At 72.1% G+C, this 24,504-nt stretch carries 22 protein-coding genes; 15 read left to right on the forward strand and 7 right to left on the reverse strand.

Translation table 11 applies throughout. The annotated features are described in order from the left end of the window. Positions 1–67 precede the first annotated feature (67 nt). The 5 genes from ACFPZJ_RS31910 to ACFPZJ_RS31930 all read left to right on the forward strand — a co-directional run bounded on the left by ACFPZJ_RS31910 (position 68) and on the right by ACFPZJ_RS31930 (position 5,215). The gene (locus ACFPZJ_RS31910) at positions 68–1,144 is read left to right on the forward strand and encodes a LacI family DNA-binding transcriptional regulator (RefSeq protein ID WP_381028890.1); all 1,077 of its coding nucleotides are present in this window, start codon (positions 68–70) and stop codon (positions 1,142–1,144) included. A 788-nt stretch (positions 1,145–1,932) separates the two neighbouring features. Continuing rightward, positions 1,933–2,289 carry a YciI family protein gene (locus ACFPZJ_RS31915; RefSeq protein WP_381028892.1) on the forward strand — a complete coding sequence of 119 codons (357 nt, stop codon included), beginning with the start codon at positions 1,933–1,935 and terminating at the stop codon, positions 2,287–2,289. Positions 2,290–2,335: 46 nt separating this feature from the next. After that, positions 2,336–3,640 carry an RNA polymerase sigma factor gene (locus ACFPZJ_RS31920; protein WP_381028894.1) on the forward strand — a complete coding sequence of 435 codons (1,305 nt, stop codon included), beginning with the start codon at positions 2,336–2,338 and terminating at the stop codon, positions 3,638–3,640. A 139-nt stretch (positions 3,641–3,779) separates the two neighbouring features. Beyond that, entirely contained in the window at positions 3,780–4,157 is a 378-nt protein-coding gene (locus tag ACFPZJ_RS31925; protein ID WP_381028897.1) for a hypothetical protein, read from the forward strand. Positions 4,158–4,195: 38 nt separating this feature from the next. Beyond that, complete coding sequence (locus tag ACFPZJ_RS31930) at positions 4,196–5,215, forward strand: hypothetical protein (protein ID WP_381028899.1); 1,020 nt, start codon at positions 4,196–4,198, stop codon at positions 5,213–5,215. A 114-nt stretch (positions 5,216–5,329) separates the two neighbouring features. Here ACFPZJ_RS31930 and ACFPZJ_RS31935 read toward each other — a convergent pair whose 3' ends face one another. Beyond that, positions 5,330–6,499 (reverse strand): THUMP-like domain-containing protein, encoded by a 1,170-nt coding sequence (locus ACFPZJ_RS31935; protein ID WP_381028901.1) that lies wholly within the window; start codon positions 6,497–6,499, stop codon positions 5,330–5,332. A 107-nt stretch (positions 6,500–6,606) separates the two neighbouring features. Between ACFPZJ_RS31935 and ACFPZJ_RS31940 the strand changes: the two genes are divergently transcribed. The 4 genes from ACFPZJ_RS31940 to groL all read left to right on the forward strand — a co-directional run bounded on the left by ACFPZJ_RS31940 (position 6,607) and on the right by groL (position 10,770). Beyond that, entirely contained in the window at positions 6,607–7,530 is a 924-nt protein-coding gene (locus ACFPZJ_RS31940; RefSeq protein ID WP_381028903.1) for a polysaccharide deacetylase family protein, read from the forward strand. Continuing rightward, positions 7,527–8,288 carry a polysaccharide deacetylase family protein gene (locus ACFPZJ_RS31945; protein WP_381028905.1) on the forward strand — a complete coding sequence of 254 codons (762 nt, stop codon included), beginning with the start codon at positions 7,527–7,529 and terminating at the stop codon, positions 8,286–8,288. Before ACFPZJ_RS31940 ends, ACFPZJ_RS31945 begins: the two co-directional genes overlap by 4 nt. Before the next feature lie 437 nt (positions 8,289–8,725). Further along, positions 8,726–9,034 carry a co-chaperone GroES gene (gene groES, locus ACFPZJ_RS31950; RefSeq protein ID WP_266486653.1) on the forward strand — a complete coding sequence of 103 codons (309 nt, stop codon included), beginning with the start codon at positions 8,726–8,728 and terminating at the stop codon, positions 9,032–9,034. Between the two features lie 110 nt (positions 9,035–9,144). Next, positions 9,145–10,770, forward strand: a complete 1,626-nt coding sequence (groL, locus tag ACFPZJ_RS31955) for a chaperonin GroEL (RefSeq protein WP_381028907.1) — start codon at positions 9,145–9,147, stop codon at positions 10,768–10,770. Between the two features lie 74 nt (positions 10,771–10,844). Here groL and ACFPZJ_RS31960 read toward each other — a convergent pair whose 3' ends face one another. The 3 genes from ACFPZJ_RS31960 to ACFPZJ_RS31970 form a co-directional block, all read right to left on the reverse strand. Further along, positions 10,845–11,552 (reverse strand): ester cyclase, encoded by a 708-nt coding sequence (locus ACFPZJ_RS31960; protein ID WP_381028909.1) that lies wholly within the window; start codon positions 11,550–11,552, stop codon positions 10,845–10,847. A 547-nt stretch (positions 11,553–12,099) separates the two neighbouring features. Beyond that, positions 12,100–12,873: an SDR family NAD(P)-dependent oxidoreductase gene (locus tag ACFPZJ_RS31965; RefSeq protein WP_381028911.1), complete on the reverse strand. Its 774-nt coding sequence runs from the start codon at positions 12,871–12,873 to the stop codon at positions 12,100–12,102. Positions 12,874–13,374: 501 nt separating this feature from the next. Further along, the gene (locus ACFPZJ_RS31970) at positions 13,375–14,043 is read right to left on the reverse strand and encodes an MOSC domain-containing protein (protein WP_381028914.1); all 669 of its coding nucleotides are present in this window, start codon (positions 14,041–14,043) and stop codon (positions 13,375–13,377) included. Positions 14,044–14,123: 80 nt separating this feature from the next. On the opposite strand from ACFPZJ_RS31970, the gene ACFPZJ_RS31975 reads away from it, so the two are divergent. After that, positions 14,124–15,020: a LysR family transcriptional regulator gene (locus tag ACFPZJ_RS31975; RefSeq protein ID WP_381028916.1), complete on the forward strand. Its 897-nt coding sequence runs from the start codon at positions 14,124–14,126 to the stop codon at positions 15,018–15,020. A 91-nt stretch (positions 15,021–15,111) separates the two neighbouring features. Here the strand turns inward: ACFPZJ_RS31975 and ACFPZJ_RS31980 are convergent, their stop codons facing one another. Then, positions 15,112–15,441 carry a WhiB family transcriptional regulator gene (locus tag ACFPZJ_RS31980; protein WP_381028918.1) on the reverse strand — a complete coding sequence of 110 codons (330 nt, stop codon included), beginning with the start codon at positions 15,439–15,441 and terminating at the stop codon, positions 15,112–15,114. Positions 15,442–15,820: 379 nt separating this feature from the next. Here ACFPZJ_RS31980 and ACFPZJ_RS31985 point away from each other — a divergent pair, with 379 nt between their 5' ends. The 4 genes from ACFPZJ_RS31985 (at position 15,821) to ACFPZJ_RS32000 (ending at position 20,439) form a co-directional block, all read left to right on the forward strand. Next, positions 15,821–16,432: a response regulator transcription factor gene (locus tag ACFPZJ_RS31985; RefSeq protein ID WP_003948568.1), complete on the forward strand. Its 612-nt coding sequence runs from the start codon at positions 15,821–15,823 to the stop codon at positions 16,430–16,432. Positions 16,433–16,921: 489 nt separating this feature from the next. Beyond that, on the forward strand, positions 16,922–17,509 hold the full coding sequence (locus tag ACFPZJ_RS31990; RefSeq protein WP_381028921.1) for a sigma-70 family RNA polymerase sigma factor: 588 nt from the start codon (positions 16,922–16,924) through the stop codon (positions 17,507–17,509). Positions 17,510–17,658: 149 nt separating this feature from the next. Beyond that, positions 17,659–19,167 carry an IMP dehydrogenase gene (guaB, locus tag ACFPZJ_RS31995; protein ID WP_381028924.1) on the forward strand — a complete coding sequence of 503 codons (1,509 nt, stop codon included), beginning with the start codon at positions 17,659–17,661 and terminating at the stop codon, positions 19,165–19,167. Between the two features lie 147 nt (positions 19,168–19,314). Beyond that, positions 19,315–20,439: a GuaB3 family IMP dehydrogenase-related protein gene (locus ACFPZJ_RS32000; protein WP_381028926.1), complete on the forward strand. Its 1,125-nt coding sequence runs from the start codon at positions 19,315–19,317 to the stop codon at positions 20,437–20,439. Positions 20,440–20,514: 75 nt separating this feature from the next. Here the strand turns inward: ACFPZJ_RS32000 and ACFPZJ_RS32005 are convergent, their stop codons facing one another. After that, on the reverse strand, positions 20,515–21,006 hold the full coding sequence (locus ACFPZJ_RS32005; RefSeq protein ID WP_381028929.1) for a hypothetical protein: 492 nt from the start codon (positions 21,004–21,006) through the stop codon (positions 20,515–20,517). 120 nt (positions 21,007–21,126) lie between these two features. Further along, positions 21,127–22,335, reverse strand: a complete 1,209-nt coding sequence (locus ACFPZJ_RS32010; RefSeq protein WP_381028931.1) for a nucleotide sugar dehydrogenase — start codon at positions 22,333–22,335, stop codon at positions 21,127–21,129. Positions 22,336–22,617: 282 nt separating this feature from the next. On the opposite strand from ACFPZJ_RS32010, the gene ACFPZJ_RS32015 reads away from it, so the two are divergent. Further along, on the forward strand, positions 22,618–24,324 hold the full coding sequence (locus tag ACFPZJ_RS32015; RefSeq protein WP_381028933.1) for a glycerol-3-phosphate dehydrogenase/oxidase: 1,707 nt from the start codon (positions 22,618–22,620) through the stop codon (positions 24,322–24,324). The last annotated feature ends 180 nt before the right edge of the window (positions 24,325–24,504 follow it).

The raw sequence follows: 24,504 nt of genomic DNA on the forward strand, positions 1-24,504 counted from the left end.
ATGTTCCGGGAACCTATGGTGCCGCGAGGACTTCGTCAAGAGGTCCCGCAGGGATACGATCGCCGCCATGACATCCCCGGAGCCGGCGGAAAGCCGGACGCAAACCCGGACGCAGGGGCGGACGCAAGGGCGGTCCACGCAGACCGCGACGCTTGCCGAGATCGCCCGCGAGGCCGGCGTGTCGGCGCCGACTGTTTCGAAGGTCCTCAACGGCCGCGCCGATGTCGCCCCGGCCACCCGGACCCGCGTCGAGGAACTGCTGCGCGCCCACGGCTACCGGCGCCGCCGCGCCGAGGCGACCCGCTCGCCGCTGATCGACCTGGTCTTCCACGAACTGGAGAGCGCGTGGGCGATGGAGGTCATCCGGGGTGTGGAGAACGTGGCCCGGGACGCCGGGCTGAGCGTGGTGCTCTCCGAGAGCGCGGGGCGGCTGACGCCCGGGCGGACCTGGGCCGACCAGGTCGCCGCCCGCCGCCCGCACGGGGTCGTCCTGGTGCTGTCGGGCCTCGACGAGTCCCAGCGCGCGCTGCTGACCAGCAGGTCCATTCCGTTCGTGGTGATGGACCCGGCCGGCGACCCGGGCGCCGACGTGCCGTCGATCGGCGCCACCAACTGGCAGGGCGGCCTGGCGGCCACCCGGCACCTGGTCGAGCTGGGGCACCGGAGGATCGGTGCGATCAGCGGGCCCTCCCGGATGATCTGCAGCCGGGCCCGCATCGACGGCTACCGCGCCGCGCTGGAGACGGCCGGGCTGCCGGTCGACCCAGGCCTGATCATGACCGGCGACTTCCATCACGAGGCCGGCTACCGCCAGGGCCTGGAACTGCTGCGCCGGGACGACCGGCCCACCGCCGTGTTCGCCGGCAACGACCTCCAGGCGCTCGGCCTCTACGAGGCCGCGCGCGAGCTGGGCCTGCGCATCCCCGAGGACGTGAGCGTGGTCGGGTTCGACGACCTGCCGGTGGCCCGCTGGGTCGGCCCGCCGCTGACGACCGTACGGCAGCCGCTGACCGAGATGGCGGAGACGGCGGCCAAGCTGGTCCTCGACCTGGGCCGAGAGGGGGGCACCCCGGCGGCGACCCGGGTGGAACTGGCGACGAGCCTGGTGGTGCGCACCAGCACGGCGGCGCCTTCGGCGGGGTAGCCCGGCGGGGCGAGGCGGGGCACCCCGGCCAAGAGGCGTGTCGCCGTGTCGACGGGCGCTCCGGCCGTCTCCAGGCCTGGGTCGAAGACTGTCGGTCACCCCGTCGAAACTTTCGACTCGCCGGGGCGGCGATGTCGCCCTCCCGCTCCGGAACCCACAACTGCCTGTCCGTCCGGTGCCCAGCGGCCCCGTATGCCCCGGCTCGCTGCATCACCGACGCGCTCGGCGACGACGCCCCAGCGCGTACGGGGTCGCCTGCGGGCCGGCCCGGCGGGCCACGGCCACAACCCCCGCGCACGGTGACGGGTCAGGCGCGGTGAGGTGTCGCCGTAGCCTGGGGGTCGGTCTGTGCCAGCCGTGCGTACGGACGCCGTGGACCGTGCCGCTCGTGGCCGGCCTGCTGACACCGGCGGTCGTCGCCGGTGAAGTCACCGTCCGATCGGTTCGGCAGCGCCGTCCGGCTCCAGGACGTCGAGGGCGACGGCCGCGCCGACCTGGCGGCCGTCGCCGGGGCCGAGACGCCGGCGACGGCGCGGTCTGGGAACTGCGTGACCGCCCGAAGCGGATCGCGCCGGACGCGGCTCCGGTGGTCGGGGGCAGGGCGGTGGGAGCGCCGCAGGCGAAGGCGGCGTTCGTGACCGCCGTGAAGTGGCAAGCGTGACTTGGGAAAACAGGCCCGCGGAAAAAATCTCGAAGAAATCCCGCGAGCGTGTCGATCCAGGTGTCTCCCGTTCGACGCAGGGGTGAGAGGCCGGGAAGGACCCGGCCACCGATCCCGAGGAGTCACGATGCCGCGCTTTCTCACCCTGATCCGTATCGACGAGAAGAACGCACCCGCCGAGGGGCCGAGCCCGGAGCTCCAGGAGCGCATGGGCAAGCTCCTGGAGGAGATCACCAAGGCCGGGGTCATGCTCGACACGGCCGGACTCACCCCGACCTCTGAGGGCAGCCGGGTGCACTGGGCGGGCGGGAAGCTGTCCGTCACCGACGGGCCGTTCACCGAGTCCAAGGAAGTGATCGGCGGCTACTCGATCTCGCAGTGCAAGGACAAGGCCGAGGCGATCGAGTGGGCCAAGCGCTTCCTGCAGCTGCACGAGGAGTACTGGACGATCACCGCCGAGGTCCGGCAGATCGCCGAGGACTGAGCGGATTCCTTGGCCGAGCGCCGGTGAGGGTGTCTGATGGTGGGCTGTGACACCGCAGCCCACCGCCTCCCCGTCGCCCCGACCGCCCACTGGGCCTCCTGGCACGCAGTCGGGCGACGAGACCGGCTCGGCCATCGAGACCGTCTTCCGGATCGAGTCGCCGCGGATCATCGCGGGGGTCACCCGTGTCGTCCGGGACGTCGGTATCGCCGAGGAGCTGGCGCAGGACGCGCTGGTCGCCGCGCTGGAGCAGTGGCCGCGGGACGGTGTCCCCGACAACCCGGGCGCCTGGCTCATGGCCACGGCCCGCAACCGCGCCGTCGACCTGGTCCGCCGCCGGGAGAACTACGCCCGCAAGCTGGCCGAGATCGGCCGTGACCTGTCCGACGTGCCGCCGCCGGAGGAACCCGCAGACCCCGACGACATCGACGACGACCTGCTCCGCCTGGTCTTCACCGCCTGCCACCCGGTGCTGTCCGCCGAGGCCCGCATCGCCCTGACCCTGCGTCTGCTCGGCGGCCTGACCACCGCCGAGATCGCCCGCGCCTTCCTGGTGCCCGAACCGACCGTCGCGCAGCGCATCGTGCGCGCCAAACGGACCCTGGCCACGAAGAACGTCGCCTTCGAGGTGCCGTACGGCCCCGACCGCGAGGCCCGTCTGGGCTCGGTCCTGGAGGTCATCTACCTGATCTTCAACGAGGGGTACGCGGCCACGTCCGGCGACGACTGGCTCCGCCCGGCGCTGTGCGAGGACGCCCTGCGCCTGGCCCGGGTGCTGTCCGCCCTGATGCCGAAGGAGCCCGAGGTCCACGGCCTCACCGCGCTCCTGGAATTCCAGGCGTCCCGCGCCGCCGCGCGCACCGGGCCGTCCGGCGAACCGGTCCTGCTCAAGGACCAGAACCGCGCCCGCTGGAACCGCATGCTCATCGCCCGGGGCATCGCCGCCCTCGCCCGCGCCGACGCCACCGGCGGCCCCGGCCCGTACGCCCTCCAGGCCGCCATCGCCGCCTGCCACGCGCAGGCCCACACCTTCGAGGAGACCGACTGGGCGATGATCGCCACGCTGTACGGTCTGCTCGCGGTCCGCTCCCCGTCTCCCGTCGTCGAGCTGAACCGCGCGGTGGCCGTCTCGATGGCCGAGGGACCGGAACCGGCGCTGGCCCTCGTCGACTCCCTCGCCGCCGAACCCGCCCTGCGTGACTACCACCTGCTGCCCAGCGTGCGCGGTGATCTGCTGGCACGGCTGGGGCGCACGGCCGAGGCCCGGGCGGAGTTCGAACGGGCCGCGTCGCTGACCCGCAACGCGCCGGAACGGCGGCTGCTGCTGCGCCGGGCGGCACAGGCGGGCTGACCGGACCGCCCAGCGGGCGGCAGGCCCGGCCGTAACCGATGGTCGCCGGTGCGCGTTCTTGCTGTCGGTGAGCGGCCACGCGCAGCCGTGGACCGACGAGCCGCCGGATGCCGGTGTGGGGGAGTGGGCTGGGGGGTCCGTGTCGCAGACGTGGAAGATCGTGTCGGTCGTCGCCGCTGGGGTGGGTATCGCGTCGACTCCGGTGGTCTGGCTCCTGGACAGCCCGGACACGGGCCAGTTGGCCGGTGCCTCCGTGCAGGCCGCCACCGGCATCGTGGCCCTGCTCTGGGCCCTTCTCCAGCGGCCCGCGGCCACGCCCGCGTCGCCCGAACCCGGCCCCGGGGACGAGGCCCGCAACACCGGGGCGGCCACGGCCACCGCCGGCGGCGACGCCACCTCCGGCGTGGTCAAGCCCGCGGACGCGGCGAGCGGCCCGGCACGGGCGGACAGCACCGGACCGGCCCACGCGGACGGCGCCGGCAGCAGCGCCAACACCGGGGTCCGGTACACCCGCTGACCCGCCCAGCCCCACTGGACAGAGGGAGCTCTCCCGTCATGGATCCGAAGCGCCGCCACCGGTCCGGCCCGGCCGCTCACGCGCCTGATGCCGAAGGCGGCTCGCCGACGCCGCCGTTCGTCGCCGAGAGGACCGGAGCGGCCCGGGCGGAGGACACCGGCACCGCCAACTCCGGCTGCCAGGCCCCGTCCCCGGACGCCACCGCCCCCGTGCCCGCCCCTGCGGTCCGGGCGTCCGACACCGGCGACTCCCTCGCCACCGCGCCCAACGCGTTCTCCAACACCGGCGTCATCGCGACGATCGTGCAGGCCCCGCGCGACGCGGCACCGCGGATACGCAAGCGGACCCTGCTCATCGGCACCGCCCTCGCCGCCCTCACGGTCCTGGCGTCCACCACCGTGGCCGACGGCCCAGCCGGCCGTCCCCGTGCGGCCACGGCGACACCGACGGACGGCAGCACGGTCTCCGCCGGCCCCTCCGCCCCGGGCGCCTCCCCGTCCCCCAGCGGATCGGCCACCCCGAAACCCACCGACCGCGCCGTCCCCGCGCCGGACCCGTCCGCGGGCGAGGTCCCCTCACCCGTCAGCCGTCCCGCTCCCACCCGGAAACCGGACGCCGCGCCGCCGGTCGCCCGGCCCCCGAAGACCGACCAGGTCCTCTCCGCCGGCTGCACGAAGGAGACGGGGCCCTCGCACCCCGCCTGGCCGGTCCAGTACGCCGACACCAACTGGGGTCCCTCCGAAGCCGCCGAGGAACACGACCTCAGCGAGGACGGCGAGCTGGTGGGCGGGTTCAGGCTGATGCGCGCCAACCGCCCGAACCTGACCTACTACTGGGCCACGGGCTGGACCGCCGTCGACCCGGACGACACCGAGACCTGGCTGGTCCTCACCTGGACCGACGGCACGACGGCCTCCAGCTGCCGCCGGCGCCTGAGCAGCACCGGCCACTGGCACGACACCATCGCCGTGCCGCGCTACATCAACGGCAAGTTCATCAGGTACCAGGCCTGCCAGGGCAGCTACGGCCGTCCCGCCACCTGCACGAAGTGGACGTAGCGACCCCGAGGTGGTCACCCGTGATCCCGCACCGGACTCAGCGGACTCACCGGACTCACCGGGATCGGCCGGCTCACCCGGCTCCCGGCCCATCGGACTCACCGGCTCAGCGGCTCATCGGGCGGGATGCCCGACCAGCATCGCCGGCGCTCCGGCGACCCGGGTCAGGAAGACGGTCGCGGAGTGCGGCCCGTGCGGCTTGGGCAGCACCTTCCGGCGCAGTTCCTCCGGCTCGACCGCCGACCCCCGCTTCTTCACGGTCAGCGTGCCGACCTCCCGTTCCCGCAGCAGCGCCTTCAACTTCTTGACGTTGAAGGGGAGATGGTCGGTGATCTCGTAAGCGGTGGCGTACTGCGTCGGCCGGAGCTCGTCCGCCGTGACGTAGGCGATCGTCGCGTCGAGCAGCCCGCCGCCGAGCCGCTGGGCGACCTCCGCGACCAGGTGTGCCCGGATGACGGCCCCGTCGGGTTCGTACAGGTACCGCCCGACGGGGCGGACGACCGGGTCGGGCAGCCCCTGGGAGAGCAGGGTGCGCAACCCGGGCAGCAGGGTCGCCCGTACCGCCCCCGGCTCGGTGCCGAACCACAGCACCGCCTCCTTCACGTCCCCGCCGTCGGAGATCCACTCGGCCTCGGCGTCGGAGGGGATCGCCTCGTGCGGGATGCCGGGCGCGATCTTCAGTGCGGCACGGGGAGCCGTCCGGGCCGTCCTGATCGCCCAGGACAGGGGCGGCGAGTACGCCTCCGGGTCGAAGATCCGGCCCCGCCCGCCGCGCCGGGCCGGGTCGACGAAGACGGCGTCGTAACCGGCCGTGTCCACCTCCGTGACGTCGGCCTCCCGCACCTCGATCAGCCCGGCGAGCCCCAGCGCGTCGGCGTTCGCACGCGCCGCCGCCACCGTCAGCGGGTCGCGGTCCACGGCCAGCACCCGGATTCCGGCACGGGCCAGCGCGATCGCGTCACCGCCGATCCCGCAGCACAGGTCGGCGACCGAGGCCACGCCCAGCTCCCGCATCCGCCGGGCGCGGTACGTCGCCACGCTCGCGCGCGTCGACTGCTCGACCCCGTTCGGCGTGAAGAACATCCGCTCGGCGTCCTCCGCCCCGAACTTCGCCGCCGCCCGCTGCCGCAGCCGCGCCTGGCCGAGCGCCGCCGACACCAGCTCCGCGGGGTGGTCGCGGCGCAGCCGGGTGGCGACGGCGAGTTCCCGCGCCGGGTCGGTGCCGCGCACCTCGTCGAGGAGGGCACGGCCTTCGGGGGTGAGGAGAGGGGCGAGGTCGTTCACCGGAACATTGTCGGCCAGAGGCGGTTGTGGGCCAGTCGGTGGACGGCGGGCCGCCGGTCGCGGTGTCGGGGCGGGTTCGGCGCGGCGCCCTGCGAGGATCCCGCTCCATGCGAGCAGTCGTAAGAAACGATAAAAACCGGGCTTTCGGGCGGGCGCGGCTCGGCCTCGCCGTGCTCGCGGTCGCCACCATCACCTCGGGCTGCGCGCAGGAGGGCGGCGACGGGGCGCGGCCGGCCGCCGGTCAGCAGCCCCTCGACGCGCCCCCGGCCCGTGCGCTCGACTCCTACGCCACCAAGCTGCGCGCGGCCCACGCCGCCCGGGTCGCCGCCGCACGGCGCTGGGGCCTGCGGAAGGTCCCGCTGACGGCCCCGGCGCCTCCCGCCCAGAAGCCGAGGATCACCACCCGTAAGGGGTTCGAGGTCGACGGCCACCGGGAGTTCGACCTCCCCCCGGTCTTCACCACGGTCCCCACCAAGGACAAGGTCGTCTTCCTCACCATCGACGACGGCGCGGAGAAGGACCCGGAGTTCCTGCGCATGACGCGCGAACTGAGGATTCCCTACACCGCCTTCCTCAGCGACTACCTGGTCAAGGAGGACTACGCCTACTTCGGGAAGATGCAGGCCCAGGGAGCGGCCCTGAACAATCACACCCTGCACCACCCCTATCTGCCCGCACTGTCCTACGCCCGCCAGAAGCGCGAGATCTGCGGCATGCAGGACGTGATCGAGGAGCGCTACGGCAAGCGCCCCGTCCTCTTCCGCCCGCCCTTCGGCAACTACGACAGGGCCACGCTGCACGCCGCGAAGGCCTGCGGCATCCGGTACGTCCCGCTGTGGAACGAGGAGGTCTTCGTCGACCGCTGGGAGTACCGCGAGTGGGACCGCGCTCTGCACCCCGGCGACATCGTGCTCAGCCACTTCCGGGGCCGGGAGCACTGGAAGGGCGCGATGCCCGACATGATCCGCCGCTTCCTGAACAAGGTCACGGCCGAGGGCTACGCGGTGGGGCGCCTGGAGGACTACCTGTGAGGCCGTGCGGCCTGGCGGCCGTGGCCCTGGCCGCCGCCGCCCTGCTCAGCGGCTGCACCGGCACGGTGCCGTCGGACGGCCGGCCCCGGACGCCGGGGCAGGGCGCGACGCCCTCCGTTCTCCCTCCCGTGGTGGATCACATCCCCACCCGCGACCGCGTCGTCTTCCTGACGTACGACGACGACGCCGAGCGTGACCCGCGCTTCGCCGACCTCGTCAGGACCCGCCGCCTGCCGGTCAGCCTCTTCCTGACGGACCGCGTCGTCGGCCCGGCGTACGGCCATCTCGCGCGCCTGCGGGCGGTCGGCGCGAGCATCCAGAACCACACCCTCGACCACCCCGCCCTGCGTGGCCTGCCCTACGCCGGCCAGCGCGCCGAGATCTGCGGTCAGCAGGACAAACTCCGCGCCCGCTTCGGCGTCCGCCCCCACCTCTTCCGCCCGCCCCACGGCACGTACGACACGACGACCCTGCGCGCCGCCGCCGACTGTGGCATCACGGCGGTCGTCCTGTGGCGGGCCGCGGTCCGAGGCGACGGCACGCTGACCTACACCCGGGGCGGGCACGACCTGCGCCCCGGCGACATCGTGGCCGTCACCCCGGACGCCGGCACGACGGGCGTCCCCCTGGTGGAACGCACGGTACGACTGCTCCGGGAGATCGAGGGGCGGCGGTTGAGGGTGGGGCGGCTGGAGGACTACGTCCAGCGGTATCCGGCGGCGACCGGCGGCACCGCTTCGGCGCCGGTGAGTCGTTGACCCGGGCCCAGCCCGTCCGTTGCTCGAGGACGAGGCCGTTCAGGCCGAAGCGGGGACCTGGGGCGGCAGCCCCCGACGGCAGCACACCGACGCCGAGCACTGCACCCCGCAGGGCGGTACGGCCGGGCGGTGGGGGTCCCGTCGTCCGAGCGAGGCCGGGGGGGGGGCAGCGTGGCGCCGGGCTGGCACCCGCCCCAGGCACCGACGCCGGGCAGGCGCGAAAACGTACGCCCGCACGAAACCCCCACCGACGCGCGCAGGCAATTGGCACTCCGCTTGACCGAGTGCTAACGACGGTCATAGTCTCGGCTCTGGCACTCCCACCCGGAGAGTGCCAACAACGCGACGGGCAGGTCCGGCACCCGCGACGACGGATCGACCTGGTCGCCACCTCAGACAGTTAACCCCGTGAGATCTCCGAAGGGGGAGGTCGGATCGTGACGACCGCCAGCTCCAAGGTTGCCATCAAGCCGCTCGAGGACCGCATCGTGGTCCAGCCGCTGGACGCCGAGCAGACCACGGCCTCTGGCCTGGTCATTCCGGACACCGCCAAGGAGAAGCCCCAGGAGGGCGTCGTCCTGGCCGTGGGCCCGGGCCGCTTCGAGAACGGCGAGCGTCTCCCGCTCGACGTGAAGACCGGCGATGTCGTGCTGTACAGCAAGTACGGCGGCACCGAGGTGAAGTACAACGGCGAGGAGTACCTCGTCCTCTCGGCCCGCGACGTGCTCGCGATCGTCGAGAAGTAAGCCACCTCTTTTTGCTCTGCTACTGCGCCCCTGGCCCCCGCGACCGATAAGAAGCCGGGCGCCCGGGGCGCAGTGCTTTCACCCAGATTTCCGAGAGGGCTCACGCTCCCATGGCGAAGATCCTGAAGTTCGACGAGGACGCCCGTCGCGCCCTCGAGCGCGGCGTCAACAAGCTCGCCGACACGGTCAAGGTGACGATCGGTCCCAAGGGCCGCAACGTCGTCATCGACAAGAAGTTCGGCGCCCCCACCATCACCAACGACGGTGTCACGATCGCCCGCGAGGTCGAGATCGAGGACCCGTACGAGAACCTCGGCGCGCAGCTGGTCAAGGAGGTGGCGACCAAGACCAACGACATCGCGGGTGACGGTACGACCACCGCGACCGTGCTGGCCCAGGCGCTCGTCCGCGAGGGCCTGAAGAACGTCGCCGCAGGCGCCTCCCCGGCCGCCCTGAAGAAGGGCATCGACGCCGCCGTCGCCGCCGTCTCCGAGGAACTGCTCGCGTCGGCCCGCCCGATCGACGAGAAGTCCGACATCGCCGCCGTCGCCGCGCTGTCCGCCCAGGACCAGCAGGTCGGCGAGCTCATCGCCGAGGCGATGGACAAGGTGGGCAAGGACGGTGTCATCACCGTCGAGGAGTCCAACACCTTCGGCCTGGAGCTGGACTTCACCGAGGGCATGGCCTTCGACAAGGGCTACCTGTCGCCGTACTTCGTGACGGACCAGGAGCGCATGGAAGCCGTCCTGGACGACCCGTACATCCTCATCCACCAGGGCAAGATCTCCGCCATCGCGGACATGCTGCCGCTGCTGGAGAAGATCATCCAGGCCAACTCCTCCAAGCCGCTGCTGATCATCGCCGAGGACGTGGAGGGCGAGGCCCTGTCCACCCTCGTCGTCAACAAGATCCGCGGCACCTTCAACGCCGTCGCCGTCAAGGCCCCCGGCTTCGGCGACCGCCGCAAGGCGATGCTGCAGGACATGGCGGTCCTCACCGGCGCCACGGTCATCTCCGAGGAGGTCGGCCTCAAGCTCGACCAGGTCGGTCTGGACGTCCTCGGCTCCGCCCGCCGCGTCACCGTCACCAAGGACGACACCACGATCGTCGACGGCGCCGGCAAGAAGGAGGACGTCGAGGGCCGCGTCGCCCAGATCAAGGCCGAGATCGAGACCACCGACTCCGACTGGGACCGCGAGAAGCTCCAGGAGCGCCTCGCGAAGCTGGCCGGCGGCGTGTGCGTGATCAAGGTCGGCGCCGCCACCGAGGTGGAGCTGAAGGAGAAGAAGCACCGCCTGGAGGACGCCATCTCCGCGACCCGCGCCGCGGTCGAGGAGGGCATCGTCTCCGGTGGTGGGTCCGCGCTCGTCCACGCGGTGAAGGTCCTGGAGGGCAACCTCGACAAGACCGGCGACGAGGCCACGGGTGTCGCGGTCGTCCGCCGCGCCGCCGTCGAGCCGCTGCGCTGGATCGCCGAGAACGCCGGCCTCGAGGGCTACGTCATCGTCTCCAAGGTGGCGGAGCTGGAGAAGGGCAGCGGCTACAACGCCGCCACCGGCGAGTACGGCGACCTGGTCAAGGCCGGCGTCATCGACCCGGTCAAGGTCACCCGCTCCGCCCTGGAGAACGCCGCCTCCATCGCCTCCCTCCTCCTGACGACCGAGACCCTGGTCGTCGAGAAGAAGGAAGAGGAGGAGCCGGCCGCCGCGGGCCACGGCCACGGCCACGCCCACTGAGGCACGCACTCCGGAAGAAGCCCCCGTTCCGGTCGGAACGGGGGTTTCTCCCGTACGCCCGCGCGCCGCTGCTCCTAGATCTCCAGATCGTCGAGCGCCCCGAGCTGCGCCATCAGCCCCAGGCGGTCGTACTGCCACCACCCCTCGACGATCTTCCCACCGCCCCCGAACCGGAAGATGGTCGTCCCGGTCATGGACACCTTCCGCCCGGTCGGCCGCAGCCCCAGGAACTCGCCGGTGTGGGTCGCGTCCCAGCTCCACCGGGTGCACACCCGGTCGCCCTGGGCGATCTGGTCCTCGATGCGGACGGAGAAGTCGAAGGCCTCCCGCCACATCTCCATCTCGCGCCGGACGCCGTCCCTTCCGCGGGTGTCCTGGTCGTTGGCCGGATCGTGGTCGTGGTAGTCCTCGTCGACCAGGTCGTCCAGCGGCAGCAGCCCCTCCTGGCCGGACAGCACCTCGAAGAACCGCCGCGCGGTGTCCGCGTTGAGCTGCTCGTCCCGCACGACGTCCAGGTTGGTGAAGGTGGGTTCCCCGTCGCAGAGCGCCACCATCTCCTGGAAGATCCGGTCGGTCTCCGGCAGGCCGGAATTGCGCATGGCCTCCTCGTACGACGGAAACTCCACGATCTCGACGAAGTGCGACGCGTCGTCCCGGTCCTTGCCGATGACGTCGTGCGTCGCCGTCCGCTTCCCCTTGGTCTGCTCGACCCACCTGTCCATCAGCCGGTTCATCTCGTCGAACCGGCTGGTCTTGCAGTCGATGAGCTGTACGAAGGTCATGGCACCGCCCTCCGGCCCCCCTGGGTCCGGTTGAACAGCACCATTCTCCCAAGCGCCCCGCGCCGCCGCCTGTCGTCACCGACGGGCCGGCCGGCGGCTACGGGCGCGCGTCAGGCGTTGCCGCGTGCTGGTCGCGGGGCGTCGTCGGCGGCCGGCTTGCGGGCGGTGGTCGGGTCCGCCCCTCGCACCCCTACGTCGCTTTTGGCCCAGCTTTGCCTCGGTGGTGTGAGCGGGGGTTCGGGTCGGTGGTGTGGGCCGGGGGTTCGGGTCAGTGGTGTGCGGGGTTCGGGTCCGGGTGTGGGCGGGTGTTCGGGTCGGTGATGTGGCGGGTCGCGTCTGTGGTGCGGCCGGGGCCCGAGTCGGCCGTGTGGTCGGGGCCCGAGTCGGCCGTGTGGCCCGGGCGGGCACTGGTCGTGGCGTGTGCCGGGGTCCTGGCGTGTGCTGGGAGTCGTCGGCTTTACGGCGTGGCCGCGCGCGCACCGCGCGGCGCCCGGGGCGGCATCCAGGCGCAACCGGGCCGCACCGCCTCTCGGCGACACGGACGGCCCTACTGCGGCCCGTACTTGCGCCCCGTCTTCGACGTGATTCCGCCGAGCAGGCCCTGGGGCATCAGCCTCGCCGCCCCCGTCAGCGCCTTGTACCGGGGGTCCGGAATTGACAGCGTCTTGCCGCGCGCCAGGTCGGTGAGGGCCACCGCGACCAGCTTGTCCGCGTCGAGCCACAGCCAGTTCGGGATGTTGTCCGTCCCCATGCCGGCCCGCGCGTGGAACTCCGTGCGCACGAACCCCGGGCACAACGCCATCAGCCGCACACCGCTGCCGGCCAGGTCCCGCGCCGCGCCCTGCGTGAACTGGACGACCCACGCCTTGGACGCCCCGTAGGTCCCGCGCGGCACGAAGGCCGCGACCGAGGCGACGTTGATGACACCTCCGCGGCCCCGCTCGCGCATCGCCTGCGTCGCCGCCGACGTCAGCCGCAGCACCGCCTCGCAGTGCACCTTGAGCATCCGCAGCTCGTCGGCCATGGGGACGTCGAGATAGCGGCCCTTGTTGCCGAAGCCGGCGTTGTTGATCAGCAGGTCGACGGGGTTCTTGCGGTCGCCCAGCCGGGTCGCCACCGCCTCGATGCCCTTGTCCTCCGCCAGGTCGGCCGTCAGCACCTCCGCCTCGATGCCGTGTCGGTCGTGCAGCTCGGTCGCCTGTTCCCGAAGCCGTTGGGTGTCGCGGGCCACCAGCACCAGGTTGTGCCCGTCGGCCGCCAGTCGCCGCGCGAACGCGGCCCCGATGCCTGCCGTCGATCCCGTAATCAGAGCCGTTGTCATGGCCCAAGGGTAGTTACCCGGAGTTTGCGCGTCCGCTCGCCTCGGCGGCCGTCCACGACATGCCCTCCTCCCGACTCCCTGCTGCCCGTCCCGACCTACGGCCCGCGCGCACCGGGGGAGCACCCACCAGGGAACGCCCGGCGTGTCCTGCCGACTCGACCGCTCCCGGCCGAGTCGGCGGGCCCGTTCCCCGGACCGCTGCGAGACGTGTGGCGAGACATGCTTCGATCGTCGCCGAGCCGGGCCCGCCGGACATCGGGGACCAGCCCCGACTGTCCCCGAACCAACCCCCGCCCGCCGCCCGGGGTTTCCCCCCCAGGAGCCGTGCGGCGCCCGGCCGAGCACGACAGCTGCCCGAGCCGGACGCACAGCTGGCGGGCCGTCAGGCTCCATCTCGGCTCGTCCCCAGCCCCAGCCCCAGCCCCAGCCGCAGCCCAGCCACAGCCGGACCCAGCCCCGGGTCCCGGCCCGGGCCAGCCGCGGCCTCCGCCCACCGCCCCCTCACCCGGTGTGCTTCTCCACGTACTTCCGCGCCGTCGCCAGAGCCTCCGGATGCAGCGCCTCACCTGCCGGCAGCAGCCGCGGCAGCAGCGCCCGATCGGTCGTCACCGCCCGGAACTGCAGGGCGACGGTCACGCCGTGGTCCGGCCGGTGCACGATCTCCACCGGGTCACCCGCCCGTATCTCACCGGGCTCGATCACCCGCAGATAGGCCCCGGGCGCACCTCGCTCCGTGAACCGTCTCACCCACCGCTCCTCCCCGAGATGCCCCTGGAAGGTGCGGCAGGGAATCCGGCCGGAGGTGATCTCCAGCACCACCGTGCTCCCGATGCGCCAGCGCTCGCCGATCAGCGCGCCGGACACGTCGACGCCCTGCGTGGTGAGGTTCTCGCCGAAGGCACCGGGGGCCAGCGGCCGCCCCAGCTCGCGCTCCCACGCGTCGAGGTCCTCGCGCGCCATCGCGTACACCGCCTGGTCGTCGCCGCCGTGGTGCTCCTTCTTGCACACCGCGTCCCCGGCCAGCCCGCTCCCGCCTATGCCCTTCGGGCCGGGGGCGGCCACCCGTACCGCTCCCTGCACCGGCTGCTTGTCGATCCCGGTCACGCCCTCCGGGTTGTCCGTGTACGGCACGGCCTTCGCCCGGCCCAGGTTTACAGACAGAAGCTTCATGGCCGCACGGTAGAAGGCGACGGTCCAAAGCGTCGACGCATTATTCGCCGCGCCGTCAAAGGCTCGCTTATCCTCCAAGTGTGATCGAAGCCCGCCATCTCCGTGTCCTGCGCGCCGTGGCCACCACGGGCTCTTTCTCGGCGGCGGGGCGCGAGCTGGGCTGCACCCAGCCCGCCGTCAGCCAGCAGATGAAGGCCCTGGAGGCGTCCGTCGGCACGCCGCTGCTGATCCGCACCGGACGCGAGATGCGCCTGACCCAGGCCGGTGAGGCACTGGTGCGGCACGCCGCCGGGATCCTCGCCGGGCTCACCGCGGCCGAGGAGGAGGTCGCCGCCATCGCGGGCCTGCGCGCGGGCCGGGTACGGCTCGTCTCCTTCCCCAGCGGCAGTTCCACGCTCGTCCCGACCGCTCTCGCCGCGCTGCGCGACGTCCATCCCGGCACCCGGGTCTTCCTGGAGGAGGCCGAACCGCCGAGGTCCGTGGAGATGCTGCGGGACGGCGACTGCGACGTGGCGCTCGCCTTCCGGTACGAGACGGCGGCCGGCGCCGAGGAGTGGGACGAGCTCGTCGTCCGACCGCTGCTGACGGACCGGCTGGTCGCGCTCGTGCCCGAACGGCACCGTCTCGCGCGCGCGGAGTCTGTCGCCATCGGCGAGCTCGCCGAGGAACCGTGGATCGCGGGCTGCCCGCGCTGCCGTGGCCAGCTGGTCGAGGTGTGCGAGGCGGCCGGCTTCACGCCGCGCATCGACTTCGCCACCGACGACTACCCGGCGGTGGTCGGCCTGGTCGGCGCCGGGCTCGGCGTCGCCGTCCTGCCTCAGCTGGCCGTCGAGTCCGTACGGCCCCGAGGCGCACGCACCGTGACACTGCGACCGACGGTGCGGCGGGAGATCGTCGCGCTCACGCTGCCGGACCTCGCGCACGTGCCGGCCGTGGCGGCGACGCTGGACCAGCTGGCGCGGGCGGCGGCCCGCTGAGCGGGAGCCGGCCGTCCGCTGGGCACAGCACCCGGGAAAAAACGAGGGCACGCATACGCGTGCCCCTAGTGCAGAAACGTTCCTTCAATGTTCAGTTGCCAGAAGCGGCGTGCCCGCTGGATGCCGATGCCGACACCAGCCGGTTGCGCGCCCGCCCCATCAGCTCTTCGCGCTCGTCCTCGGTCAGCCCGCCCCAGACGCCGTACGGCTCCCGCACCGCCAGCGCGTGAGCGGCGCACTCGGCGCGCACCGGGCACCTCATGCAGACCTCTTTGGCCGAGTTCTCGCGGGCACTCCGAGCAGCACCACGCTCGCCCTCCGGGTGGAAGAACAGCGAGCTGTCCACCCCGCGACAGGCAGCCAGCAGCTGCCAGTCCCACAGGTCCGCGTTCGGTCCGGGAAGGCGGGAGAAATCTGCCATTGCGTGACCCCTTGTAGCCGTTCTGGGCGGATCCGTGTCCACGACCGTACAACTACGATCTAAGGAGATGAAAATATGACTCATTGCGAATCTAGTCGCAGACACCAGCGAAGGGGAAGAAAAGGGTCTAAATGGGGCATAGGTTGTGATGAACATTTGAGGGTCTGCCGCGCATATCTGCACCGTGTCCGCGCCCTCACGTAGAGTGCCGAAGATGGCAGACCGCCCCGTAACTCTTTCGAGTGACCGTCGTTGAGAGTGACGAGGCGGTTGAAGGAACAAGCGCTCGGGCGGGCGTCCGAGACGGTCGACCGCACAGGTGACGATTCGTACCAGCCTGGAGGCTCAAGGTGACGCGCATCAGCTGCGGAGGGCGGTCATGACTTCCGTCCTCGTCTGCGACGACTCCCCGCTTGCCCGAGAGGCGCTCCGCCGCGCGGTCGCGACCGTGCCCGGCGTCGAGCGCGTGACGACGGCTGCCAACGGCGAGGAAGTCCTCCGCCGCTGGGGCGCCGACCGCTCGGACCTGATCTTGATGGACGTACGCATGCCCGGTCTGGGCGGCGTGGAGACCGTCCGGCGGCTGCTGTCCGCCGACCCCGGAGCGCGCATCATCATGCTCACGGTCGCCGAGGACCTGGACGGTGTGGCCCTCGCGGTGGCCGCCGGCGCCCGCGGCTATCTGCACAAGGACGCCTCCCGCGCGGAACTGCGCGCCACGGTGACCCAGGCCCTCGCCGACCCGACCTGGCGGCTCGCCCCGCGTCGGCTGCGCTCCGCGGAGATGGGCGCCGCGCCCACGCTCACCGCGCGTGAGATCCAGGTGCTCGAAGGCATGAGCCACGGCCGCTCCAACGCCGAGATCGGCCGCGAGCTGTTCCTGTCGGAGGACACCGTCAAGACGCACGCCCGCCGGCTCTTCAAGAAGCTCGGCGCGTCGGACCGGGCCCACGCCGTGGCGCTCGGGTTCCGATGGGGTTTGGTGCGCTAGGGCCTGTCCTTCGGATCGGGCCGACCGAGCCGTGCGGCATCCGGCCGACGCCGACGCCGGAGCGCGGGGGTGCGGGGATGCCGCCGCGTGAGCCGCACACGCGCGTGGTCGCGTCGGCGGCCGACGACAACGCCGGCTGCCGCCCGCCCGAGCGCGTGCGACAGCTCGGACGGGTGCCCACCAGGTCTCACGGCACCGGGGTGATCCGAAAGACAGGCCCTAGGGGCGGCCGCGTACGTCGTGGTGGGGGCACGGACATCCCGGTCCACCACCTCAGGGGCGGGTTCGTCGAAGGCGCTCCTCCGGTGCCCGCTGCTCGTTTCGCCGCGGATGCCGCATCCTTGAGATGTGGAGTCTCTCGGGGACGAGTCGGTCGAGCGGAAGGGGAGGGCGCAGGGGATGAGTTCCGGCGCACCTGCTCATAACGCTTCGGTGCACAACAACGGACGCGGTGCCACGGACCGCGCGGCCGCAAGGCACCATGGACCGATGCGCGACGACGAGGCGGCCACTGCCCCAGGGGCGATCGGTGAGCTCGTCCACCGCGCCGTCGACGGGGACGAGCAGGCCACGCACGACCTGCTCGCCCATGTCCACCCCCTCGCGCTGCGCTACTGCCGTACCCGCCTGTCCCGGCTCCCGGGCGACGCCCGGCACTTCGTCGAGGACCTCGCCCAGGAGGTCTGCGTGGCGGTGCTCCTCGCTCTGCCGCGCTACAGGGACACCGGGCGCCCCTTCGAGGCGTTCGTCTTCGCCATCGCCGCCCACAAGGTCGCCGACCTGCAGCGTGCGGCGATGCGGCATCCCGGTTCGACGGCCGTGCCCTCCGACGAGATGCCCGAGCGCCCCGACGACTCCCTCGGCCCCGAGGAGCGCGCCCTGCTGAGCAGCGACGCCGAATGGGCCAAGAAACTGCTGGCGAACCTCCCCGAGAGCCAGCGGGAACTGCTGCTGCTGCGTATCGCGGTGGGCCTCACGGCCGAGGAGACGGGCCGCATGTTGGGAATGTCACCCGGGGCCGTCCGGGTGGCGCAGCACAGGGCGCTGAGCCGGTTGCGGGCGCTGGCAGAGCAATAGCCCTACCCGAGCCCTTGATTGAACAGGCGGTGCCTCGCCCCCGTACGAACATACGAAGCCCGGAGCCATCCGGAACCGTGGAATGAGACAGCCGCGCTTCCCGTTAGCATGGACATCCGCACCGATCAAGGCCATTTGGGGAAGGTGTCATGACTGCCAACGTCGACGGAGTGCCCGAGAAATTCGCGACACTCGGGCTGACCTACGACGACGTGCTGCTGCTGCCGGGCCCGTCGGACATGGCACCCGACGAGATCGACACCGCCTCGTACGTCTCCAAGAACGTGCGGGTCAACATCCCGCTGCTGTCCGCCGCCATGGACAAGGTCACCGAGTCGCGCATGGCGATCGCGATGGCCCGCCAGGGCGGCGTCGGCGTCCTGCACCGCAACCTGTCCATCGAGGACCAGGCCAACCAGGTCGACCTGGTGAAGCGGTCCGAGTCCGGCATGGTCACCGACCCCATCACCATCCACCCGGACGCCACGCTCGCCGAGGCCGACGCACTGTGCGGCAAGTTCCGCATCAGCGGTGTCCCGGTCACCGACGGCGCCGGCAAGCTACTCGGCATCGTCACCAACCGCGACATGGCCTTCGAGACCGACCGCACGCGTCAGGTGCGCGAGGTCATGACGCCGATGCCGCTGGTCACCGGCAAGGTCGGCATCTCCGGCCCGGACGCGATGGAGCTGCTGCGCCGCCACAAGATCGAGAAGCTTCCGCTGGTCGACGACAGCGGCGTCCTCAAGGGCCTGATCACGGTCAAGGACTTCGTGAAGGCGGAGAAGTACCCGAACGCCGCCAAGGACGCCGAGGGCCGACTGCTGGTCGGTGCCGCGGTCGGCGTCGCGGGTGACGCCTTCGAGCGCGCCCAGGCCCTGATCGAGGCGGGCGTCGACTTCATCGTCGTCGACACCGCGCACGGCCACTCCCGGCTGGTCGGCGACATGGTCGCCAAGATCAAGTCGAACTCGTCCGGCGTGGACGTCATCGGCGGCAACATCGCCACGCGCGACGGAGCGAAGGCCCTCGTCGACGCGGGCGCCGACGGCATCAAGGTCGGCGTCGGCCCCGGCTCGATCTGTACGACCCGTGTGGTCGCCGGAGTCGGCGTCCCGCAGGTCACGGCCATCTACGAGGCCGCGCTGGCCGCCAAGGAGGCCGGTGTCCCGGTCATCGGCGACGGCGGTCTGCAGTACTCCGGCGACATCGCCAAGGCCCTGGTGGCGGGCGCCGACACGGTGATGCTGGGCTCGCTGCTGGCGGGCTGCGAGGAGTCGCCCGGCGAGCTGCTGTTCATCAACGGCAAGCAGTTCAAGTCGTACCGCGGCATGGGCTCGCTGGGGGCCATGCAGTCCCGCGGCGACCGCCGCTCGTTCTCCAAGGACCGCTACTTCCAGGAGGGCGTCGCCTCCGACGAGCAGCTGGTGCCCGAGGGCATCGAGGGCCAGGTGCCCTACCGCGGCCCGCTCTCCTCGGTCGTCCACCAGCTGGTCGGCGGCCTGCGCCAGTCGATGTTCTACGTCGGCGGCAGGACCGTGCCGGAGCTCCAGGCGAACGGCCGGTTCGTGCGGATCACCTCCGCGGGCCTGAAGGAGAGCCACCCGCACGACATCCAGATGACGGTCGAGGCGCCGAACTACAGCGCCAAGCGGTGACGCACGCGCGCGTGGCGCGCACATCTGACGCTTCAGGGCGGCCCCGGAACTCCGGGGCCGCCCCCGTCGTACGTCCGGGGCGACCGCTGTCACCCCCGTCGGGGATACTGGAAGGCGCTGAAACGCATCAGGGAAAGGCCACACATCGTGACTGAGATCGAGATCGGGCGCGGCAAGCGCGGCCGCCGGGCGTACGCCTTCGACGACATCGCCGTCGTCCCCAGCCGCCGTACCCGGGACCCGAAGGAGGTCTCGATCGCCTGGCAGATCGACGCCTACCGCTTCGAGCTGCCGTTCCTGGCCGCCCCCATGGACTCGGTCGTCTCGCCGGCCACGGCGATCCGCATCGGCGAGCTCGGCGGCCTGGGCGTGCTGAACCTCGAAGGCCTGTGGACGCGGCACGAGGACCCGCAGCCGCTGCTCGACGAGATCGTCGGCCTGCCCGCCGAGACGGCGACCCGCCGCCTTCAGGAGATCTACGCCGCCCCCATCAAGGAGGAGCTGATCGGCGCGCGCATCAAGGAGGTGCGCGACTCGGGCGTGGTCACCGCCGCCGCGCTCTCCCCGCAGCGCACGGCCCAGTTCTCCAAGGCCGTCGTCGACGCGGGCGTGGACATCTTCGTCATCCGCGGTACGACGGTGTCCGCCGAGCACGTCTCCCACTCGCACGAGCCGCTGAACCTGAAGCAGTTCATCTACGAGCTCGACGTCCCGGTGATCGTCGGTGGCTGCGCCACGTACACCGCCGCCCTGCACCTGATGCGCACCGGCGCGGCCGGTGTGCTGGTCGGCTTCGGCGGCGGCGCCGCGCACACCACGCGCAACGTGCTCGGCATCCAGGTGCCCATGGCGACGGCGGTCGCCGACGTGGCCGCCGCCCGCCGCGACTACATGGACGAGTCCGGCGGCCGGTACGTGCACGTGATCGCGGACGGCGGCGTCGGCTGGTCCGGCGACCTGCCCAAGGCGATCGCGTGCGGCGCCGACGCCGTGATGATGGGCTCCCCGCTCGCGCGGGCGACCGACGGCCCGGGCAAGGGCCACCACTGGGGCATGGAGGCCGTCAACGAGGAGCTGCCGCGCGGCAAGAAGGTCGACCTCGGCACGGTCGGCACCATCGAGGAGATCCTCACCGGGCCGTCCCACACCCCCGACGGTTCGATGAACTTCTTCGGCGCCCTGCGCCGCGCCATGGCCACCACCGGCTACAGCGAGCTCAAGGAGTTCCAGCGGGTCGAGGTGACCGTGGCGGACTCGCAGCACCGGCGGTAGTCCGGGAGAGACCGTACGACGCCGCAGGGCCCGTGCACCGTGTGGTGAACGGGCCCTGCGCGCGTGGGGACGTCCTTACGACGCGGCCTTCTTGGCGCCGGAGAACGCGGCGAAGGCGCCGATCGCGAAGAACAGGTAGGTCATCGCGTCGGCGGTCTCCTTCCAGCTCTCGGTCAGCACGTCGAAGTGCTCGCTGAGCAGTGTCGTCGCGGAGACCCCGAGCTCGTCGGCGGCGATCATCGCGATGCCGATGAGCTGGCCGACGTAGACGGCGCCCAGGGACAGGACGGCGCTCAGGACGGGCAGTACCGGGTTGGAGCCGCCCACCTTGCCGGCGACGAAGCCGACGAGGAAGCCGACGCCGACCGCGGCGTAGCCGATCTCGTACTCGGTGGCGCCGACGATGCCGCCGTAGATGCCGGCGGTGACCAGGGCCGCGACGACGGCGGCGACCAGGCCGAGGGCGAGGTTGCCGCGTGCCGGGGCGGGCGGCGGGGGCGGCACGGCGCCCGGCTGCTGGGCGAACGGGTTGCCGTCGGTGGGTTGCGGCGGTATTGGCTTGGTCATGACAGAAATCCCCCCACGGGACTGGCGATCGAGCGGCGGTGTGGTGTGTGCGCACGACTGTGCGGCGAGTCGCCGAAGAGTAACAGGTGGTCCGCTCGGATTCGCCGGTGATTTTCGCGCTCAGAGCCGGTGTGCGGCCCCCGTCGGCGCCGCCCCGCGCGTGTCCAGGAGCAGCTGCGCCTTCACCGACAGGCCCTGGAGGTCGTACGTGCGGTGCTGCTGGAGCAGGATCGTCAGGTCGGCGTCGGCGGCGGCCTCGTAGAGGGAGTCCGCCCGGGGGACGGGGTGGCCGAGCACGCTCCACGCGGGCACGTGCGGGTCGTGGTAGCTGACCGACGCACCCAGCTCCATCAGCCGCAGGGCGATCTCCTGTGCGGGCGCGCCCTGCTGGTCGGCGAGGTCGGGCTTGTAGGTGACGCCGAGCAGCAGCACGCGGGCGCCGCGAGCCGACTTGCCGTGCTCGTTGAGGAGCGCGGCGGCGCGCTGGACGACGTACCCGGGCATCCGGCTGTTGACCTGCTGGGCCAGTTCCACCATGCGCAGGGTGCGGCCGGTGTGGGCGGTCAGGTCCAGGGGGACGGCGTGGCCGCCGACGCCGGGGCCGGGGCGGAAGGCCTGGAAGCCGAACGGCTTGGTCTCCGCGCAGCGGATGACGTCCCACAGGTCGACGCCCAGATCGTGACAGAGCACGGCCATCTCGTTGACCAGGGCGATGTTCACATGCCGGTAGTTGGTCTCCAGGAGCTGGACCGTCTCGGCCTCGCGCGGGCCACGCGCGCGTACCACCTTGTCGGTGAGCCGTCCGTAGAAGGCGGCGGCCGACTCGGTGCAGGCGGGGGTCAGGCCGCCGATGACCTTCGGGGTGGTGGCCGGGGTGACGTCGCGGTTGCCAGGGGCGACACGGCTGGGGGAGTAGGCCAGGTGGAAGTCGCGGCCGGCGTGCAGGCCCGAGCCGTCTTCGAGAAGCGGACGCAGGAATTCCTCCGTGGTGCCCGGGTACACGGGCGACTCCAGGATCACCGTGGTGTGCGGGCGCAGCCGTGCGGCCAGGGTGCGGGCGGCGGTCTCCACCTGGCTCAGGTCGAGCCCGCCGTCGGCGCCCCGCGGCGTCGGCGCGCAGATCACGGCGGTGCGCACCCGGCCGAGCTCGGCCGGGTTGGTGGCCTGCCGGAAGCCCCCCGAGAGCATCCGGCGCAGTTCGGCGGGGCTGAGGGGACCCGGCTCGGGGCCCGTCCGGTATCCCAGCGTGGTGATGCCGGCGGCGACGGCGGCCTGGGCCAGGGGCAGGCCGTACGGGCCGAGTCCGATGACGGCGAGATCTGCGGGCATGCGTGGGCCGTCCTTCCCGGTAGCCGAAGTGGGACAGGTCCGCAAGCCCTGTGGACAGGACGAGCGAACGCAATGTCAGACTAGGAGTAAATATGACCGATATGTGGGATTGGTCGGCCGAGTCTTGAGAGTTTCCGCGCGTGTTTCCGTGAGCGTCGTCCACAGGCTGGGAGCGCGTGGTGGCCGAAGCCGGGCAAGCCGGTCAGAATTTGGGCATGGGGGGTACGAATCGGGCTTCGCCCGACGGGTGCGGCCGACGCGATCGATGAGCGGGAGGCAGCAGTGAGGACAGCGACACTGGGGCCGGCGCAGCGCGCCGAGGCACTCGCGGCCATGGCCGAGCGCGAGCTCGATGTGCTGGTCGTCGGCGCGGGCGTGGTCGGCGCGGGCACCGCCCTGGACGCGGCTACCCGCGGCCTGACCACGGGCCTGGTCGAGGCGCGGGACTGGGCGTCGGGCACCTCCAGCCGGTCGAGCAAGCTGATACACGGCGGCCTGCGCTACCTGGAGATGCTCGACTTCGCGCTCGTACGGGAGGCGCTGAAGGAACGCGGCCTGCTGCTGGAGCGGCTCGCACCCCACCTCGTGAAGCCGGTGCCCTTCCTTTATCCGCTCCAGCACAAGGGCTGGGAGCGGCTGTACGCCGGATCGGGCGTCGCCCTGTACGACGCCATGTCGATGGCCCGTGGACACGGCCGGGGCCTGCCGATCCACCGGCACCTGACCCGTCGTCACGCGTTGCGCGTCGCCCCCTGCCTGAAGAAGGACGCGCTGGTCGGAGCGCTGCAGTACTACGACGCCCAGATGGACGACGCCCGCTTCGTGGCGACGCTCGTGCGCACGGCGGTGGCGTACGGCGCGAAGGCCGCCAACCGCGCGCGCGTGACCGGCTTCCTCCGCGAGGGCGAACGGGTCGTCGGCGCCCGGGTGCAGGACGTCGAAGGGGGCGGCGAGTACGAGATCCACGCCAAGCAGGTCGTCAACGCGACCGGCGTGTGGACGGACGACACGCAGGCCATGGTGGGGGAGCGGGGCCAGTTCCACGTGCGGGCGTCCAAGGGCATCCACCTGGTCGTGCCGAAGGACCGCATCCACTCCACGACCGGACTCATCCTGCGCACCGAGAAGTCCGTGCTGTTCGTCATCCCCTGGGGCCGGCACTGGATCATCGGCACCACCGACACCGACTGGGACCTCGACAAGGCGCACCCGGCCGCGTCCAGCGCGGACATCGACTACCTGCTGGACCATGTGAACTCGGTCCTCGCGGTGCCGCTGACCAGGGACGACGTGGAGGGCGTGTACGCGGGCCTGCGGCCGCTGCTCGCCGGCGAGTCCGACGCCACCAGCAAGCTGTCGCGCGAGCACACCGTGGCCCACCCCGTGCCCGGGCTCGTCGTCGTGGCGGGCGGCAAGTACACCACGTACCGCGTGATGGCCAAGGACGCGGTGGACGAGGCCGTCCACGGGCTCGACATGCGGGTTGCTGAGTGCGTCACCGAGGACATCCCGCTGCTGGGCGCCGAGGGGTACCGGGCACTGTGGAACGCGCGAGCGCGGATCGCGGCGCGGACCGGTCTCCACGTGGTGCGGGTGGAGCATCTGCTCAACCGGTACGGAGCACTGGCGGAGGAACTCTTCGACCTCATCGCCGCGGACTCCTCGCTGGGCGAGCCGCTGCAGGGCGCCGACGACTACCTGCGCGCCGAGATCAGGTACGCGGCCTCGCACGAAGGGGCACGGCACCTGGACGACGTGCTGACCCGGCGCACCCGCATCTCGATCGAGACCTTCGACCGGGGCACGCGCTGCGCCCGCGAGGCCGCCGAGCTGATGGCGCCGGTGCTCGGCTGGGACAAGGACCAGATCGAGCGGGAGGTCGAGCACTACGAGAAGCGGGTGGAGGCCGAGCGGGAATCGCAGCGGCAGCCGGACGACCTGACGGCCGACGCGGCTCGGCTGGGGGCGCCGGACATCGTGCCGTTGTAGGGCTCGGGGCTCGCGACTCGGGACCCGGGGCTCGCGGGTCCTGCGGGTGCGGGTGGGCGCGGAGGCGCTCGGACCTCCGGGGTCCGGGATCTCTGGCTCTGGCTCGCGGGCCCGCGGGCTGACGGGTTCGGCGGGCTTCAAGGCTGGAGGGACGGCGGGTTCGCGGGCTGGCGGGTTCAC

The organism is Streptomyces bullii (genome assembly GCF_042657145.1).
Classification (GTDB): domain Bacteria; phylum Actinomycetota; class Actinomycetes; order Streptomycetales; family Streptomycetaceae; genus Streptomyces; species Streptomyces bullii.

Excerpts from the sequence above, each read along its gene's own strand:
- ACFPZJ_RS31910 (WP_381028890.1), top strand. The coding sequence starts at position 68 with ATGACATCCCCGGAGCCGGCGGAAAGCCGGACGCAAACCCGGACGCAG.
- ACFPZJ_RS31915 (WP_381028892.1), top strand. The coding sequence starts at position 1,933 with ATGCCGCGCTTTCTCACCCTGATCCGTATCGACGAGAAGAACGCACCC.
- ACFPZJ_RS31930 (WP_381028899.1), top strand. The coding sequence starts at position 4,196 with ATGGATCCGAAGCGCCGCCACCGGTCCGGCCCGGCCGCTCACGCGCCT.
- ACFPZJ_RS31940 (WP_381028903.1), top strand. The coding sequence starts at position 6,607 with ATGCGAGCAGTCGTAAGAAACGATAAAAACCGGGCTTTCGGGCGGGCG.
- groL (WP_381028907.1), top strand. The coding sequence starts at position 9,145 with ATGGCGAAGATCCTGAAGTTCGACGAGGACGCCCGTCGCGCCCTCGAG.
- ACFPZJ_RS31960 (WP_381028909.1), bottom strand. The coding sequence starts at position 11,552 with ATGACCTTCGTACAGCTCATCGACTGCAAGACCAGCCGGTTCGACGAG.
- ACFPZJ_RS31965 (WP_381028911.1), bottom strand. The coding sequence starts at position 12,873 with ATGACAACGGCTCTGATTACGGGATCGACGGCAGGCATCGGGGCCGCG.
- ACFPZJ_RS31970 (WP_381028914.1), bottom strand. The coding sequence starts at position 14,043 with ATGAAGCTTCTGTCTGTAAACCTGGGCCGGGCGAAGGCCGTGCCGTAC.
- ACFPZJ_RS31980 (WP_381028918.1), bottom strand. The coding sequence starts at position 15,441 with ATGGCAGATTTCTCCCGCCTTCCCGGACCGAACGCGGACCTGTGGGAC.
- ACFPZJ_RS31985 (WP_003948568.1), top strand. The coding sequence starts at position 15,821 with ATGACTTCCGTCCTCGTCTGCGACGACTCCCCGCTTGCCCGAGAGGCG.
- ACFPZJ_RS31990 (WP_381028921.1), top strand. The coding sequence starts at position 16,922 with ATGCGCGACGACGAGGCGGCCACTGCCCCAGGGGCGATCGGTGAGCTC.
- guaB (WP_381028924.1), top strand. The coding sequence starts at position 17,659 with ATGACTGCCAACGTCGACGGAGTGCCCGAGAAATTCGCGACACTCGGG.
- ACFPZJ_RS32005 (WP_381028929.1), bottom strand. The coding sequence starts at position 21,006 with ATGACCAAGCCAATACCGCCGCAACCCACCGACGGCAACCCGTTCGCC.
- ACFPZJ_RS32010 (WP_381028931.1), bottom strand. The coding sequence starts at position 22,335 with ATGCCCGCAGATCTCGCCGTCATCGGACTCGGCCCGTACGGCCTGCCC.